Below are 13,967 nucleotides of genomic sequence, written 5' to 3'. Positions count from 1 at the left end.
GGATCGCCGGGGCAACGCGGACGTCGGAGGCTCTCTGCGTCCTGAGGAGGAGGCGCAGTGCGGACGAGGCGGGTGATCTTCGCGGCGCTGCTCGTGGCCCTTGCCCTCCCGGGCTGCGCCTCGGGCGGAGGAGGCGGGGAGGACGGCGACCCGCCGGAGGGTTCCGCCGAGGAGGAGGACATGCCCGTCGACTCGCCGGAGCCGGAGGCCGAGCAGGGGCCTGAGCCTGTGTGGTCCGCCGAGTTCGACGGCGAAAGCGGCGAACCGCTCGACGACGCCGAATGGACCGTCTCCGACCGGGGCGACGGCTACGGCAATGAGGAGCTGCAGGTCTACACCGGCTTACCGGAGAACGTCCGCCAGGACGGCGAGGGCTCGCTGCGCCTGACTGCGCGGGCGGACCCGTACACGGATCCCCGCGGCTTCTCCGGGGAGTACACCTCGGGGCGCGTGGAGAGCACGGCGCGCTTCCAGTACGGGCGGGTGGAGGCGCGCATCCTCGCCCCCGCCGGTTCAGGGCTGTGGCTTGCGTTCTGGCTGTTCGGAGACTCCCTGGGCGATGAGAGCTGGCCCGAGGTGGGGAGATCGACATCGTCGAGCTCCTCGGGGACGCCTCGGAGCTGCACAACTCGGTGATCGCCGCCGATGACGCCATGAGCGGTGGCTGCGGACCAGTGTGCTGGAATCGGAGGAGCCGTGGGGCGACAGGTGGGTGGTCTATGCCGTGGAGTGGGATGCCGAACGCATCGTCTTCTTCGCAGATGATGAGGAGACCTTCAGCGTGGAACGCTCCGAGCTGGCCCCGAGGAGCAGTGGCCCTTCGACCGGCCCTATTCGATCACCCTCAACCTGGCGGTCGGCGGGTGGGCCGGGGCCCCGGCCGATGATTCGCACCTGCCTGCGGAGATGCTCGTCGACTATGTCCGGGTGTACGACTCCGAGGTGACGCGCGGCTGAGGAGGCTTCAGCGCCTGCCGGGCATGCTGCGGCGTGCGGCGTGGGCGAAGCCCGCAGCGACGCCGCCCATGTCAGTGGGGATCCACAGCAGCGCCTTCCAGGAGTCCGCCGATGACGCTGGGCCTGCGCCCGGCTCGTCAGCGCCGCGCGGCACTGCGGTGCGGGCGAAGCGGCGCACGTGCTCCTGCTGGCGGCGCAGCATGGTGCGGGCGAACCGTGCCGCGTAGGGACTCCGCCAGCCGAACGCTTCGATCAGCATGACCACCAGGTCGCGGTTGTGCAGGTAGCGGTCCCTGTAGCTGAAGGGATTCTGGCCCGGCGGGAACTCGGTGCTGGGCGCGGCGACGCATGCGGACGGCTGGAAGACCAGGCGTGATCCTGCGGCTCTGAGGGTCAGCGAGATGAGGGTGGTGCTCCTGTGCTCGGAGAGGGCCTGAGGTCCGAGCAGCCTCGCGGCCCTGCGAAGATCTGCGCGCCGGAATGACGCGTTGCCGTGCGGCAGATGATCCGTGAGCACCGGCTTACCCGGGTCGAGGCCGAATCCCATGGTGATGCTCCCGTTGGGGAGCAGGCGGCCTATCTCGCTCAGGCGTCCCTCGGCCGCGCTGCCGTCGCCGCTGATGATCCGACCGCCGACCCCGGCCACATCAGGGTCCTCATAGGGTGCCGTCAGCTCGTCGAGCCACGTGGGGGCGGGGCGCGAGGTGCTGTCGATGAGCGCGACGACATCCCCGTTGCACGCCTCGACGGCCTGCTGCTGATCCTCGGCGTCTCTGCCGATGACCAGCACCTCATGCGGTGCGCGGTCCAGGCGGCCGAGGTGATCGAGGCAGGCTGCCAGCTCCTCGCTGCGGTGGGCCCCGGTGACGATGACGCTGACGGCCGTCGAGTCGGGGCCGCTCACGGTGCGATGCCCCGGTCGGGAATCGCCGCGAGCCGGTACCAGGCGCGGCGGCGCAGCGGCGAGCTCAGCGCGGTCAGCCGCGGACGGCGCTGGCGGGCCGCCCAGAGGCGGTAGATCTCCGGCTTGAGTAGTCCTCGGCGTGGCCCGACCAGCCGAACTTCCGCCTGATGGTGTCGTGGTCCCTCACCCACGAGAAGTGCAGCACGGCCGCGTCGGGCGGGATGACCTCGTGGACCGTGGCAGCGTGGTTGTGGGCCGGGTCGGTGTTCCACGGACGAAGATCGACGCGGTAGAGGGGCACGGGCGTCTGCCGAGCCTGCACGAGCTGGGTGCCTGCCCGGACTGCCAGGGGCCCGGGTAGTCGGCCCGCGGCTTACCGAAGCGGGTGCTCGCCTCGAGGTACTGCCCGCCTGCCGTTCTGGAGTAGAGCCACCGGGAGGGGTAGTCCAGGGCGGAGGCGCCCGCCTCCTCGGCGCGCTCGAGGCAGGCGAAGAACGTCTCAAGGCTGAGCATGACCTCGTCGGTGTCCAGCTGCACCACCCAGTCGGCGTCCTCGGAGGCGGCGTCCAGGGCGTGCTGGCGCTGGAACGTGTCATTGCTCAGGGGTCATGGTCCAGCCGGGCGAAGTCTCCGGGCGTGAGGACGCACTTGCCCTCGGAGTCGAGGGCGCTGAGGATGTCCAGACACTCCTGCACCGGCAGGGCGGTGCCCGTCCAGGACGTGGAGCTCCGGTCATAGGAGACGATGATCCGCTCCACGAAGGGGTAGTAGGCCCTGACGCTCGAGGCGAGGTAGTTCGGATCGGCCGCCAGGACATAAGCGGTGAGGCGCATCAGATGAAGTCCGCGAATTCCCGCTCGTTCTTCTGGAAGACGAGCATGCCTATGAACAGAACCAGCGGCGCAGCTGCGCCCAGGGCGACCATCTGCCAGGTGGGCGGAACGTCCGCGCCCAGGGTGGACCACCGGAACGCTTCGAGGAACCATGTGATCGGGTTGGCCTCGAACAGCCAGCGCACGCTCTCCGGGACCGCCGAGACGGAGTAGGCCAGGGGCTGGCGTACATCAGCACCTGGAGCACCCAGGGAAGCACGTAGCCCACGTCCCGATACTTGACCATGTAGGCGGCCGCCATCAGGCCCAGGCCCAGCCCGAACATGAGGATCAGAACGACCCACACCGGCAGCATGAGCAGGCCCCACCCGGGAACGATGCCGAAGACGAAGAGCAGGACGATCAGCAGCGCGAACCCCACCAGGAAGTCCACCACGATCGATGCCAGGCTGGAGGCTAGCACCAGAATCCGCGGGAAGAACACCTTCTGCACCAGGGACTGGTTGGCGACCATGGAGGCTGAGGCCTGTCCGACGGCCCCGTTGAACAGGTTCCACGCCAGCATGGCGGACAGGGTGAAGATGAAGGTCGGGATGCCGTCGGACTCCAGGTAGGCGATGACGCCGAAGACGATCGTGAACACTCCGGCGGTGACGAGCGGCTGCAGCAGCACCCAGGTGACCCCGAAGATCGTCTGCCGGTAGCGGACGATGATGTCCCGCTGGGCGAGCCGGACGGCGACTTCGCGGGCGCGCCATATTTCCCTCCAGGGCGGCATGTTGAGCCGCCCGGGAGGGTTGATGATGGTGTGCTCCGTGTCGGCCATATCAGTCCACCTGGTAGTCGAAGTTGACGAAGACGAGGCCCTTCTCCGTGCCGGAGGACTCGGTGAACTCCGGGTAGGGAAGGTCGGGGAGGATCTCGAAGCGCCAGGCGCCCTCCCAGGCGTCGAGGATGCCCGCCTGGCATACGAAGAGATCCACGGTGTACTGCCCGGGCTTGAGCCACAGGTCCTTGACGGTCAGCTGCCCCTCATGGGGAGTTCGGGTCGAACCATGCGCCCAGCAGGCGCGAATCGCACTGGGCGACGATCACGCCCTGGTCGTTGTTGATGTGCGCTGAGACGAAGTAGCTGCCGACGAGGTGCTCCGCCGAGGGTGCGCTGAACCGGACGCTGATGTCCTCGCCGGACTTCAGGAACTCGTCCTCCATCGACACGCTGCTCAGGCGCAGGGCGCCCGTGCCGGGGCGCTGGTCAGCGTCGCGCTGGGCCAGGGCGAAGCTCTCGAAGCTGTCGCGGTACGCGGCCAGAGTCCCTTCGACGGTGCCGGAGTAGGTGAGCGTGCCGCGGTCCAGCAGCATCGCGGAGCTGCACAGGGACTGCACGGTCTGCAGCTGGTGGCTCACGTAGAGCACGGTTCTCCTGCGGCATGGCCGCCTCACGCATCTTGGCGATGGATCGTCTCTGGAATTCGGCGTCGCCGACGGCCAGGACCTCGTCGATGGCGAGGATCTCCGTGTCCAGATGGGCTGCGACGGAGAAGGCCAGGCGTACCTGCATTCCGGATGAATAGCGTTTGACGGGGGTGGCAAGGAATCTCTCGATGCCGGAGAACTCGACAATCTCGTCGTACCGCTTTTTGATCTCCCGGCGGCTCATCCCGAGGATCGAGCCGTTGAGGTAGATGTTCTCCTTGCCGGTGAGCTCCGGGTGGAAGCCGGTGCCGACCTCCAGGAGCGAGCCCACCCGGCCGTGCAGCTCGATGCGGCCCTGTGTGGGAGCGGTGACTCGGGTCAGGAGCTTGAGCAGGGTCGACTTCCCGGCGCCGTTGCGGCCCACGATGCCCACCGCCTCCCCTGAGGGATGTCGAAGGACACATCTTTGAGGGCGTCGAAGAGCGTGTACTTGGCGATGCCGGTGGAGCGCAGCCACTGCACCGCGGCCTGCGCAGCTGTGGAGGGGCGCTCGTGGCGGCCCCCAACCTATAGGTTTTGCCCAGGCCGGACACACTTACTGCTGGAGCTGATGCCACATTCTGTCCCCTCTAAACGCGGATTGTCTTTAACATATCCCCTTACGCCCACTAAAACGAGAGGTGAGAGCGTTCCGCTTAGAATATGGCGCATGAGCGTGGAGCCGTCGGTGAGCGTGGTGGTCGCCACCAACCGCTCCGGACCGTTCTTCGACGAAGCCCTCGGCTCGGTCGCCCTCCAGACGCGACAGCCGCTGGAGGTCATCGTGGTGGACGACGGGGCCGAGGACCCCGCGGCGATCGACCGGGCTGCGGCTGCGGTTCCGGGGCACGGGTCATCCACCGTCGGGCGGCGGGAGTCAGCGCTGCGCGCAACGTGGCGCGCCGCGGCGCACGGGGATCTGCTGGTCTTCCTCGACGACGATGATCGCTGGGCGCCTGAGCGGCTCGAGCGGCAGGCCGAAGTCCTGGCCTCCCATCCCGAGGCGGCTGCCTCGTACTGCGGAATGCGCAGCATCGATGAGCACGGCCAGGTGGTGGCGGATGCGGATCAGCGGCAGGTCCCCGATGCGCTGAGCATCGCCCGGCGCAGCGTCGGCATCATCCTGCCGAACCTGATGGTGCGCAGGTCGGCGCTGATCGCTGCGGGCGGGTTCCATGCGGGGATGCGCATGGCCGAGGACCTGGACCTGATCCTCAGGCTGGCACAGCTCGGCCGATTCGTCTGCGTGCCGGAGGCCCTGGTGGACTACCGTGCGCACGCGTCGAACACCACGGGTCGGCACCGTGAGCTGGTGGTAAGCATCGACCGGGTTCTTCAGCTGCACCTGGGCCTCGCTGAGGACGCGGGCCGCGACGAGCTCGCAGCCGCTCTGCGGGAGAGCCTCCAGAAGAACCGACGATTCGCCTGGTGGGGCGCAGCGCGGGCTGCCAGACGCCGATGGTCCCAGGAGGGCCCTGTGAGTGCTGCGGGCGAGCTGGGATGGGCGGCGCGCACCGCTCCCTCAGGGCTGGTCGACGGCGCGGCGAGACAGCTGATCAGGAGGCTGCGGCGGCGCGGATGACGCCTGCCATCGCCGTCACCCGGTCGCTCCAGTCGGGGCTCGAAGGGGCCGATCCGCTCCGGAGGGCGTGCGAGCAGCTCAGCGGCGGCCTCAGCGAAGGTCTCAGCGGACGCTATCGCGACGCCCGGCAGGCCGTGCAGCTCCCTGAAGCCTGAGACCGGGGTCGCGGCGATCGGCCGTCCCGCCGCCTGGTACTCGTAGAGCTTCAGCGGGTCCAGGCTGTCGGTGAAGCTGCTCACCGTGTGCGGCACGACGAGCGCATCGGCGTGCCGCATGTACGCTTAAGCATCTGATCGTGCGCCCTCGAGCCCAGGATGCGCACCCCGCGGCTGCGCTGCAGGAGCTCGGTGTTCTCCCGGCTCAGCGCGTTGGGCCCGAGCAGGACCAGGGAGGCGCCCTGCCCATCGAGCTGTTCGCCGAGGCGGCGGCACAGCTGCACGTCCAGCCTGTCCTCGTGAAGGGTGCCCACGTAGAGGGCGGTCCTCCCTGGCCCCAGATCTTCGGGTCGGGGCTGGGGCTGCACGTAGCGCTGGGTGTCCACCGCGTTGGGGATCAGCTCCACCGTGCGCAGTCGGTCCCGGCTGCGCGCCAGGGCTGAGGAGCACACGACGACGCTGCGGGCGATCTGCAGCAGGAGGCGCTCATTGGCCAGGATCCGTGCGTGCTCGCGGGCGGGGCGATCGGCGGCGGTCCAGTCGTCGGTGATGTCGTAGAGGACCGGCCATCCGGCAGAGTCGGCAAGGTGGGCCCAGCCCGGATCGTTGACCCACAGCAGAGGGTCGTCCATCCCCAGTCGCCGGGCCGCTGAGCGGACCCCGCGCCGCAGGCCGAAGTCGGCCAGCGGGTAGGCGGAGCGGGGCAGCCACTTGGTGAGCTCGAGGCGGTGCAGGCGTCCTCATAGCCGGGCACCGCTGAGAGGCCTGCTCCGCGACGAGGGGCTCTGCGGCGTCGCAGCTGGTGGATCGGATCGCACGAGGGCTCCACAAAGAGGACCCGCTGAACCTCACCCCGTCGCAGCAGTCCGTCGATGAGGAACTGGTTTCTGCGCCAGATGTTGTCCCACGGCTCCAGGGAGCAGACGATCAGATCCACAGGGGCTGCTCCTGCGCTCCGGCGGGCCGAGGAGCTGAGGTGTAGAACCCGAGCCTCCACCGGGAGCGCTCACGCACCTCCCCGGAGGCGAGGATCCGGCGCAGCAGGGCTCCTCCGAGCACCGCTGTGCGATAGCTGAGCTCGCCCCGTCGGCCGTGATGCTTGCTCATGTACTCCAGCAGGGAGGTGTTGAACATCTCCATCCGGCGGGTGGAGTCCCCGCCTGTTCCGGCGCCCACGTGGGTCGCCGTCGCCGCGGGGACGATCCCCGTCGACCACCCTCGGCTCACCGCACGGCGCTGCCAGTCGGTCTCCTCGGCGTAGAGGAAGAACCTCTCGTCGAAGTGCCCGACGTCGGCGACGGCAGCCGCCCGCAGCAGCAGCACCGAACCGATCACGAACCCCGCACGACGGTCCAGCCTGCCCAGCCCCACCGCTTCGAGCCATGCTCCTGAGGGGCTGGGGAACGGCCACGCGACCCGCTCCGGCCGCCCCGTCTCGGGGTGACGCTGGACCGGGGCCGCGCACGCCAGCTCGGGCCTGCGGCGCAGCTCATCCTGCAGCAGGCGGATCGCAGACGGAGCCACCGCGGCATCGGGGTTCAGCAGCAGGACGTCGCGGTCGCTGCGTCCTCGGGCCGCCAGGTCCTGAAGGCCCCGGTTGACCCCGGTGCCGAATCCCAGGTTGGCGCCCGGGTCGATGTAGCGGGCGCCCGTCCTCTCCGCCAGCAGGCGGGTCTCTTCCGAGGACGAGTTGTCCACGATGGTCACCGAGTATTCGCCCAGCGGCCTCAGGGCCTCAGCCAGGGGCGGCGTCGGGCCGTAGGCGACCACGACGATCTCGGGCGGCGGCACCTCCTCCCCGTGGGGTGCGGGCCCCTCCTTTGCGGGGCTCAGCGCCGTGCGAAGGAGCTCCTCATGGGCCTCTGCCACAGCGGGCCAGTCGAACCGCTGGGCGCGCTCCAGGCCCGCCTCCCTGAGCTCCGCCCAGCGAACGGGCTTGACGCCTCACGGATGCCGTCGGCCAGCGCCTGCGGATCCCCGGGCGGCACAAGAACGCCCGCCTGCCCCACCACCTCCGGCAGTGCGCCGCTGTCTGCGGCGACCACCGGCACCCCGGAGGCGAACGCCTCCACGACGACCCGGCCGAACTGCTCCAGCCAGCCCGGCGTCGGCAGCGAAGGGACCGCCAGCACATCGATCCGTCGGTAGAAGTCCGGCAGCCGGTCGCCGAGATGGCCGCTGAAGGTCACCCGGTCGGCAGCGCCGGTGCGACGGGCCAGCTCCTGAAGGTGCGTGCGCTGCGAGCCGTCACCGGCGAGCTCCAGAGTGCAGCCCTCGAGGCGGCCCAGCGCCTCGATCAGCACCTCCACTCCCTTGTGGGGCTCCAGCCTTCCGGCGTATCCCACACGCAGCGGGCGCTGCGGGCCCGCAGAGGCTGCGGGTGCGAACACCGATCGATCGATTCCCAGGCCGATCAGCCGGGCAGGCGCTCGCAGGCCCTTGCGGCGCAGAATCTCGCCTGCTTCGGCATTGCAGACCGACACGCCTGCGGTGCGGCGCAGCGCATACTGTTCGAACCAGCGGAAGGGCGCCGGGTAGCGCTTGGGGATGTTCTGGGCGGAGTAGAGGGTGAAGGGCGTGCTCAGGCGCCGCAGCCGACGGAGCGCCAGAACCTCCGCCGTCGCCAAGGACGCTTACTCCTCGTGAAGATCGATCACATCCCAGGGCTGGCCCAGGAGGCGCCACAGCGCCCACGGAGAGTAGAGGAAGGCGTTCGGGTGCCGGCCCAGCGTGCGCACTCCCCGGACGAAGTCGTCGTCGCCCGGGTCCAGCTGCACGTCGCGGCCGCCCTCGTTCCATCGCTTCGCCGAGACCAGGGTGACGTGCAGCCCCAGGCGCCGCAGCTCGCGCTCCCGCTGCCTCCAGGCCGAGACGACGCCGTGGTGGGCAATCCGAAGCACCCGCAGCTGATGTGTCTCTGAGTCCGTCATGAGGCCCCCAGCCGTAAGCCGATATTGGGGCTATGATGACACACACGAGGCGCCCGGATCGGCGAAGGGACGGTATGGGTCCGCTATGGTCATCGCTGCTCCAGAGCTCATCTTTCTCTGCCGGGCCAACCGGTGCCGATCCCCGCTGGCCGAGCATCTCACCCGGGACAAGGCTTATCGGCTGGGCCTCGGCGTGACCGTCTCGTCCGCAGGGCTGCTGCGCCCCGGCGAGCTCACCCCGCAGGTGGGCATCCGCGCTGCGGCCCAGGCCTAAGATAGACCTCTCGGAGCATCGCAGCCGCCGCGCGAACGCCGACCAGCTCGCTCGCGCGGACCTCATCCTCACCTCTGGGCGAGCCGAAGCTCGTGACCTTGTGGCGGAGCTGCCGGAGACGTGGCCCCGTGTGCACCCCTCAGACAGTTTCTTCGATGGGCCCACGAGAACCCTGCGCCCCAGGGGCCGACTTCCAGGCATGGGTCGGGCAGGCGGCAGCTTACTGCTCCCGCACCGTGCTGCTGGGCAGCAGCGCGGCGGACGACATCGATGACCCCATGGGTCGGCTAAGCGCGCGCATGGCGAGCTGCGATCGAAGAGCTGGACCGGCTCATCGACCAGCTTCTGCGCAGCTGCTCGGGAGCGCTGCCTGAGCTGGAGGCGGCCCGCCGATGAACGTGCCCATCGAGACCGTCCTCGTCCTTGTGGCCGTAGGGCTGCTCGCTCTGGGAATTCTCTCCACCAACATCGCTCTGCTGCCCGTCCTGGCATTCCCCGCCACCCTGGTGATGGTCCGGGCTGGGCCGGTGAGCGTGTCCGATCTGGTGCTCGCGATTGCGCTGCTTCCCGCTGTTCTGCTGTATCTGCGCGGAGGAGACGCCTCTCGGATGAGGCCGCTGATGTGGGCGGCGCTGGCCTTCCAGCTGATGCTGGTGCCCACGGTGCTGCTCAATCCCTACCTGGCGAATCTTCTCGAGTGGTTCCATGTCCTCGCCCTGGTGATGGGCGGCCTGGCCGTGGGCTGGGTGGTGGGCCGGGGCGGCTACGCCCGAGGCGCGCTCACCCTCTACGTGGTCGGCTCAGCCGGCATCGCTGCGGCTGCGGTCATTGCAGGGCTGCTGATGCTGGTGCAGACCGGCTCGTACGGCGAGGTGTACCTGCCCTTCCTGCACAAGAACTTCATCGGCAACACGCTGGCCTTCGCGTTCCTGATGCTGTGGCTCCGTCCCGACTGGCTCCGCTGGAACCGGACGCTGGCCCTCTCAGGAATGGTGCTGTGCGCGGTAAGCATCGCCGCGTCCGGATCGCGTCAGGCCATGGTGTCCGTCTTCGTCGTCGTCGCGCTCCTGGCGCTGAGGCGGCGGGAGAACGGGGGCGGACGGGCGAGGCTGCTCCTGCTCGCGTGCCTGCTTACCGTCGCCTACGTGATGTACTCCGTGCGGGACCAGCTCTCCGAGGCCAACCCGTTCAACTCCGTCGCGCAGCGGCTGGAGTGGTTCGACGATTCGCTGGAGATCTGGGAGGTCTCCCGATCTTCGGCGTCGGGCTGAGGTGGTGGTACACCGAGGAGTACGGAGGCTTCCAACCGCCCAACGCGTTCCTCGAGATGCTCTCCTCGGCCGGGCTCCTGGGCCTTGCAGGCTTCGTCGTCCTGTGCGTCACGACCCTGTGGGTCGTGCTCGCCCTTCCCGCCCGCTACGGCCAGATCGCCGCCGCCGTCATTGTGGCCCGATTCGTGCAGGGCCAGCTCGACCTCTTCTGTCGCCGGGCAGGCCGCCATCCCTGGATGATGGCCTACCTGGCCGTGGGGTCATGGCCTGGGAGAAGGCCCAGCCGACAGATGCGGAAGGAGGTGGGCATGAGGCCGATCCTGCACGCCATCACACCCGGTGACCACTTCTCCCCGCACCGGCAGTGCCGTGCCGACCGTCATCGACGGCCTCACCCGTGCGGCAGCGCGCGAGGACGGCTCGCCGGAGCAGGGCGTGCTCATCGCCGAGGGCACCTACTCGGACAGGTATCCGCAGGTCACCTGCCGCGAATACGCTCAGGCGCCCTCCCCAGGACGCGGCCGCCGAGTGATCGACGCCGCGGTCGGCACCGTCTCAGGCTCCAGGCCCTTCCAGCGCAGGGAGCTGAAGCCGCTGCTGGCGGAGCAGGGCACATGGCCGCCCAGCACCGTGATCGCCCACAATCTGGTGCAGCTGATTCCGCTGGTGGACCACACTCGTCATCAGGCGGTGCTCTACGCGCACAACGATCTCCTGCGGACCTACACGCAGCGGGAGGCCGCAGCGGCGCTGGCCCACGTCGCCCTCATCGTCTGCGTGAGCAGCTTCTTGGCGGAGAGGCTGAAGCGTCAGCTGCCCGGGGCGATGCACCGCCGCGTGGTCGTGGTGCCCAATGCGGCCGACTGCCTGCAGTTCACCGCCGCGCAGGAGCCTCGGACCCGCGCGGCCGGAGAGCCGCTGCGGGTCGCCTATCTCGGCCGAGTCATCCTCCAAGGGAGCGGACGTGCTCCTGGAGGCCGCTGAGCTCCTCGGCACAGCAGACCTGGCCCTCACCGTGATCGGCAGCGATGGCTTCGACCCCGAGGCGCCGCTGAGCGCCTTCGAAGACAGGCTCCGGCAGACCGCGCCCGGACTCGCCTCGCCCGTGAGGTTCCTCCTCCGTCGACCGACGCACCCTCCCTGAGGTGCTGCGCTCCCAGGACGTGCTCGTCGTCCCCTCACGATGGCCCGAGCCATGGGGCCTGACCGTCTCCGAAGGCCAAGCATCAGGGCTGGTGGTGCTGGCCAGCGACGTCGGCGGCATCCCGGAAGCCATCGCCTCCCCCAAGCATCTCTTTCCCGCTGGGGATCCGCACGCCCTCGCGCGGTCCCTGCAGGAGCTCCTGGACGACCGGGATGCGGCGGCAGAGCACGGACGAGCCGCCCGCCGCTATGCCGAGCACCACGACTGGAGCCTGTCCTGGAGCTTCCTCGCGGAGCATCTGGCGATGGCGGACGACGGGCGGCCCGCATGAGGATCCTTCAGATCGCCCCCGAGATCCGCACCGGAAGCGGAGTGGAGTCAGTGGCGTACCACCTGGAGCAGGAATGGGCGAAGCTGGGCGTCGAGACCAGCCGGTTCACGCTCGCCGACGCGCGCGGCGCCTGCCGCCGGCAGCAGGCGGAGGGGTGAAGGGGCGGCTCACCCTCGCTGCGCGGGTGGTGTGGTTCTCCACCGTCGGCAGCGTGCTGGCCGGACGGGAGCTGGCTCGCCAGCCTGAGGGAACGGTGAGCATCTGCCACAACGATGCGCTCGCCGGGGACTACTACGTCAATCATGGCATCACCGCCGAGGCGATGCGCGCCCGCGGCGGCGCGGCGCTTCGGATGCTCCGGAACCCGCTCCACCTGTTCGTCTGGGCCCGCGACGCAGCGCGCTTCGCCGGGCGCACCCACTCCGCGGTGATCAGCCTGTGCGAGGCGGAGCGCAGCGCGTTGGAGCGGACCTACCCCGGGTGCGCCCGCCCGCCGCTGTGATCGGCAACGGAGTGGACATCAGCCGGTACCAGCCCGATCCTCAGCAGCGAGGAGACGTGCGGGAGCAGCTCGGGCTGGCCCCCAGCACAGAGGTCGCCGTGTTCATCGGCCATGAGTTCGACCGCAAAGGCCTCCCTCAGGTGATCGAGGCGCTCCGGGAGCTTGCGGACCTCCATCTGATCGTGGTGGGAGGCACCCTGACATGGTCGACGACGCGCACAGGCGCGCCGCAGAGTCCGGTGCCGCGGAGCGCGTGCACCTGCTCGGCAGGCAGGCAGACCCCGGCCCTTCCTCCAGGCAGGGGACGTGTTCGTCCTGCCCAGTGCCTACGAGTCCTACGGGCTGGTGGTCCTGGAGGCGCTCGCCTGCGGGGTCCCGGTGGTGGCCACTCCGGTGGGATGTGTGCCGGAGGTGATCGACGGGACCAACGGCACGATCGTCTCCAGGGACGCGCCCTCCATCGCAGTAAGCATACGCCGCTGCCTGCGCGGCGACAGATCTGCGCGGTCGCAGGCCGCCAGAGCCGCCGCCGAGAGGCACTCTTGGCAGGCGGTGGCTCAGCAGTACCTGCTGCTCTTCGAATCCGGGACGGGGAGCGGCTATGAGCAGCCGCCTTCGGGTGCTTCACGTCATCCGGTCCGACGGGTTCGCCGGCGTGGAGAGGCATGTGGCGGTGCTCGCCCGGGCGCAGACCCAGCAGGGGCATGCGGTCGTCGTCATCGGCGGCGGCGCCGACCAGATGCGTCCGGCGCTGGCTTACCCCAGTGACGTGGATGCCGGGGCAGACGGTGCCGAAGGTGCTGCAGGGGCTCATCAGGGCCGGAGGGGGCGCGGATGTGGTCCACGCCCACATGACTGCCGCCGAGTGTGCGGCCGCGGCAGCCTCGTACTGCCCCACGCGTGGGACTCCTCTGGTGGTGACGCGGCACTTCGCAGGCCCCCGGGGCAGCTCACGCCTCGGAGGCCTGGCGGCGAAGCTCATCGTTCGCCGGTCGGACGCGCAGATCGCCATCAGCGGGTACGTCGCCGACCGGGTCGAGGGTGCGTCGACGGTGATCTTCCCGGGGTGGCGAGCGCGGATCTGCCGAGCGCGGAGCGAGAGCCCGTCGTGCTGATCGCGCAGCGGCTGGAGGCCGAGAAGGACACCGCCACGGCGATCGAGGCCTTTGCGCGCTCGGAGCTGGCCGCTCGCGGCTGGCGGCTGCGCATCGCAGGAGACGGGTCGCTGCGCCCCGCTCTGGAGCGGCAGGCCGCCGAGCTCGGCATCGCACAGTCGACCGAGTTCCTCGGGATGCGCACGGACGTCTCTGAGCTGATGGGCGCGGCCGGGCTGATGCTGGCGCCCTGCGCCGTCGAAGGGCTCGGGCTGGGTGTGCTGGAGGCGATGAGCGTCGGGCTGCCGGTGGTGGCGAGCAGATCAGGGGTCATCTCGAAACCCTTCCGCAGCCGGCGCACCGCTTCTGCTTCCGTCCCGGGGATGCGGCGTCCGCGGCGGCAGCCCTCCGGCAGCTGGCAGCCGACCCCGAAGCGCGCGGCGCGCTGGCGCAGCAGGGACGGCAGCGTCAGCGGGAGATCTTCGTTCCCGCGGCGCAGGCGGAGAGGACCGAAGCCGTGTACCGGTCCGTGATC

The 13,967-nt window shown here is 69.7% G+C and carries 26 protein-coding genes and 1 pseudogene; 13 read left to right on the top strand and 14 right to left on the bottom strand.

All coding sequences use genetic code 11. The annotated features are described in order from the left end of the window. The first annotated feature begins 57 nt into the window (after nt 1-57). Together K0H76_RS00820 and K0H76_RS00815 are read left to right on the top strand one after the other, a co-directional pair. Nucleotides 58-636 carry a glycoside hydrolase family 16 protein gene (locus K0H76_RS00820; RefSeq protein ID WP_258934111.1) on the top strand — a complete coding sequence of 193 codons (579 nt, stop codon included), beginning with the start codon at nt 58-60 and terminating at the stop codon, nt 634-636. A gap of 40 nt (nt 637-676) precedes the next feature. Next, nucleotides 677-946, top strand: coding sequence for a hypothetical protein (locus K0H76_RS00815; RefSeq protein ID WP_258934110.1), 270 nt, complete (start codon nt 677-679; stop codon nt 944-946). Nucleotides 947-964: 18 nt separating this feature from the next. On the opposite strand, the gene K0H76_RS00810 is transcribed toward K0H76_RS00815, so the two are convergent. From K0H76_RS00810 to K0H76_RS00770, 9 genes are read right to left on the bottom strand one after another with little or no spacing between them, the layout of a single operon-like run. Continuing rightward, nucleotides 965-1,861 (bottom strand): hypothetical protein, encoded by an 897-nt coding sequence (locus tag K0H76_RS00810; protein WP_258934109.1) that lies wholly within the window; start codon nt 1,859-1,861, stop codon nt 965-967. Then, nucleotides 1,858-2,052, bottom strand: coding sequence for a hypothetical protein (locus K0H76_RS00805; protein ID WP_258934108.1), 195 nt, complete (start codon nt 2,050-2,052; stop codon nt 1,858-1,860). The genes K0H76_RS00810 and K0H76_RS00805 overlap by 4 nt, the downstream gene beginning before the upstream one ends. Further along, complete coding sequence (locus tag K0H76_RS00800; protein WP_258934107.1) at nt 2,045-2,401, bottom strand: hypothetical protein; 357 nt, start codon at nt 2,399-2,401, stop codon at nt 2,045-2,047. The genes K0H76_RS00805 and K0H76_RS00800 overlap by 8 nt, the downstream gene beginning before the upstream one ends. Before the next feature lie 59 nt (nt 2,402-2,460). Beyond that, a complete protein-coding gene (locus tag K0H76_RS00795; RefSeq protein ID WP_258934106.1) occupies nt 2,461-2,694 on the bottom strand; it encodes a hypothetical protein in 234 nt (77 codons plus the stop codon). A gap of 49 nt (nt 2,695-2,743) precedes the next feature. Next, nucleotides 2,744-3,520 (bottom strand): ABC transporter permease, encoded by a 777-nt coding sequence (locus tag K0H76_RS00790; protein ID WP_258934105.1) that lies wholly within the window; start codon nt 3,518-3,520, stop codon nt 2,744-2,746. 1 nt (nt 3,521) lies between these two features. Next, nucleotides 3,522-3,677, bottom strand: coding sequence for a hypothetical protein (locus tag K0H76_RS00785; RefSeq protein ID WP_258934104.1), 156 nt, complete (start codon nt 3,675-3,677; stop codon nt 3,522-3,524). Nucleotides 3,678-3,726: 49 nt separating this feature from the next. Beyond that, nucleotides 3,727-3,906, bottom strand: a complete 180-nt coding sequence (locus tag K0H76_RS00780; protein WP_258934103.1) for a hypothetical protein — start codon at nt 3,904-3,906, stop codon at nt 3,727-3,729. A 43-nt stretch (nt 3,907-3,949) separates the two neighbouring features. Then, nucleotides 3,950-4,543 (bottom strand): ABC transporter ATP-binding protein, encoded by a 594-nt coding sequence (locus K0H76_RS00775; protein WP_258934102.1) that lies wholly within the window; start codon nt 4,541-4,543, stop codon nt 3,950-3,952. Beyond that, entirely contained in the window at nt 4,489-4,632 is a 144-nt protein-coding gene (locus K0H76_RS00770; protein WP_258934101.1) for a hypothetical protein, read from the bottom strand. The genes K0H76_RS00775 and K0H76_RS00770 overlap by 55 nt, the downstream gene beginning before the upstream one ends. A 187-nt stretch (nt 4,633-4,819) precedes the next feature. Between K0H76_RS00770 and K0H76_RS00765 the strand changes: the two genes are divergently transcribed. Further along, nucleotides 4,820-5,731: a glycosyltransferase gene (locus tag K0H76_RS00765; protein WP_258934100.1), complete on the top strand. Its 912-nt coding sequence runs from the start codon at nt 4,820-4,822 to the stop codon at nt 5,729-5,731. 235 nt (nt 5,732-5,966) lie between these two features. On the opposite strand, the gene K0H76_RS00760 is transcribed toward K0H76_RS00765, so the two are convergent. The 4 genes from K0H76_RS00760 to K0H76_RS00745 all read right to left on the bottom strand — a co-directional run bounded on the left by K0H76_RS00760 (nt 5,967) and on the right by K0H76_RS00745 (nt 8,816). Beyond that, on the bottom strand, nt 5,967-6,518 hold the full coding sequence (locus tag K0H76_RS00760) for a hypothetical protein (RefSeq protein WP_258934099.1): 552 nt from the start codon (nt 6,516-6,518) through the stop codon (nt 5,967-5,969). Between the two features lie 295 nt (nt 6,519-6,813). Continuing rightward, the gene (locus K0H76_RS00755) at nt 6,814-7,755 is read right to left on the bottom strand and encodes a glycosyltransferase family 2 protein (RefSeq protein ID WP_258934098.1); all 942 of its coding nucleotides are present in this window, start codon (nt 7,753-7,755) and stop codon (nt 6,814-6,816) included. Then, a complete protein-coding gene (locus K0H76_RS00750; protein WP_258934097.1) occupies nt 7,716-8,513 on the bottom strand; it encodes a glycosyltransferase in 798 nt (265 codons plus the stop codon). The genes K0H76_RS00755 and K0H76_RS00750 overlap by 40 nt, the downstream gene beginning before the upstream one ends. A 6-nt stretch (nt 8,514-8,519) precedes the next feature. Further along, the gene (locus K0H76_RS00745) at nt 8,520-8,816 is read right to left on the bottom strand and encodes a hypothetical protein (RefSeq protein ID WP_258934096.1); all 297 of its coding nucleotides are present in this window, start codon (nt 8,814-8,816) and stop codon (nt 8,520-8,522) included. An 85-nt stretch (nt 8,817-8,901) separates the two neighbouring features. On the opposite strand from K0H76_RS00745, the gene K0H76_RS00740 reads away from it, so the two are divergent. The 7 genes from K0H76_RS00740 to K0H76_RS00710 all read left to right on the top strand — a co-directional run bounded on the left by K0H76_RS00740 (nt 8,902) and on the right by K0H76_RS00710 (nt 12,338). After that, nucleotides 8,902-9,090, top strand: coding sequence for a hypothetical protein (locus tag K0H76_RS00740; RefSeq protein WP_258934095.1), 189 nt, complete (start codon nt 8,902-8,904; stop codon nt 9,088-9,090). A gap of 392 nt (nt 9,091-9,482) precedes the next feature. Further along, nucleotides 9,483-10,361, top strand: coding sequence for a hypothetical protein (locus K0H76_RS00735; RefSeq protein WP_258934094.1), 879 nt, complete (start codon nt 9,483-9,485; stop codon nt 10,359-10,361). A gap of 339 nt (nt 10,362-10,700) precedes the next feature. Further along, nucleotides 10,701-11,345, top strand: coding sequence for a hypothetical protein (locus K0H76_RS00730; protein ID WP_258934093.1), 645 nt, complete (start codon nt 10,701-10,703; stop codon nt 11,343-11,345). Continuing rightward, entirely contained in the window at nt 11,326-11,505 is a 180-nt protein-coding gene (locus tag K0H76_RS00725) for a hypothetical protein (protein ID WP_258934092.1), read from the top strand. Before K0H76_RS00730 ends, K0H76_RS00725 begins: the two co-directional genes overlap by 20 nt. A gap of 1 nt (nt 11,506) precedes the next feature. Next, complete coding sequence (locus tag K0H76_RS00720; RefSeq protein WP_258934091.1) at nt 11,507-11,836, top strand: glycosyltransferase; 330 nt, start codon at nt 11,507-11,509, stop codon at nt 11,834-11,836. Then, the gene (locus K0H76_RS00715; RefSeq protein ID WP_258934090.1) at nt 11,833-11,994 is read left to right on the top strand and encodes a hypothetical protein; all 162 of its coding nucleotides are present in this window, start codon (nt 11,833-11,835) and stop codon (nt 11,992-11,994) included. Before K0H76_RS00720 ends, K0H76_RS00715 begins: the two co-directional genes overlap by 4 nt. After that, the gene (locus K0H76_RS00710; RefSeq protein ID WP_258934089.1) at nt 11,991-12,338 is read left to right on the top strand and encodes a hypothetical protein; all 348 of its coding nucleotides are present in this window, start codon (nt 11,991-11,993) and stop codon (nt 12,336-12,338) included. The genes K0H76_RS00715 and K0H76_RS00710 overlap by 4 nt, the downstream gene beginning before the upstream one ends. Here K0H76_RS00710 and K0H76_RS00705 read toward each other — a convergent pair. Beyond that, nucleotides 12,308-12,514: a hypothetical protein gene (locus K0H76_RS00705; RefSeq protein WP_258934088.1), complete on the bottom strand. Its 207-nt coding sequence runs from the start codon at nt 12,512-12,514 to the stop codon at nt 12,308-12,310. The genes K0H76_RS00710 and K0H76_RS00705 overlap by 31 nt on opposite strands. 112 nt (nt 12,515-12,626) lie before the next feature. Here K0H76_RS00705 and K0H76_RS00700 point away from each other — a divergent pair. From K0H76_RS00700 to K0H76_RS00690, 3 genes and pseudogenes are all read left to right on the top strand, one after another. After that, nucleotides 12,627-13,106, top strand: a pseudogene (locus K0H76_RS00700) (glycosyltransferase family 4 protein); the annotation flags it as partial. Nucleotides 13,107-13,111: 5 nt separating this feature from the next. Next, nucleotides 13,112-13,453, top strand: a complete 342-nt coding sequence (locus K0H76_RS00695; RefSeq protein ID WP_258934087.1) for a glycosyltransferase — start codon at nt 13,112-13,114, stop codon at nt 13,451-13,453. Next, nucleotides 13,447-13,965 carry a glycosyltransferase gene (locus K0H76_RS00690; protein ID WP_258934086.1) on the top strand — a complete coding sequence of 173 codons (519 nt, stop codon included), beginning with the start codon at nt 13,447-13,449 and terminating at the stop codon, nt 13,963-13,965. The genes K0H76_RS00695 and K0H76_RS00690 overlap by 7 nt, the downstream gene beginning before the upstream one ends. The last annotated feature ends 2 nt before the right edge of the window (nt 13,966-13,967 follow it).

Source organism: Nesterenkonia pannonica (genome assembly GCF_019575955.1).
Classification (GTDB): domain Bacteria; phylum Actinomycetota; class Actinomycetes; order Actinomycetales; family Micrococcaceae; genus Nesterenkonia; species Nesterenkonia pannonica.
Note: the sequence above shows the minus strand (reverse complement) of the source record. Positions and strands in the feature narration are given on the sequence as shown.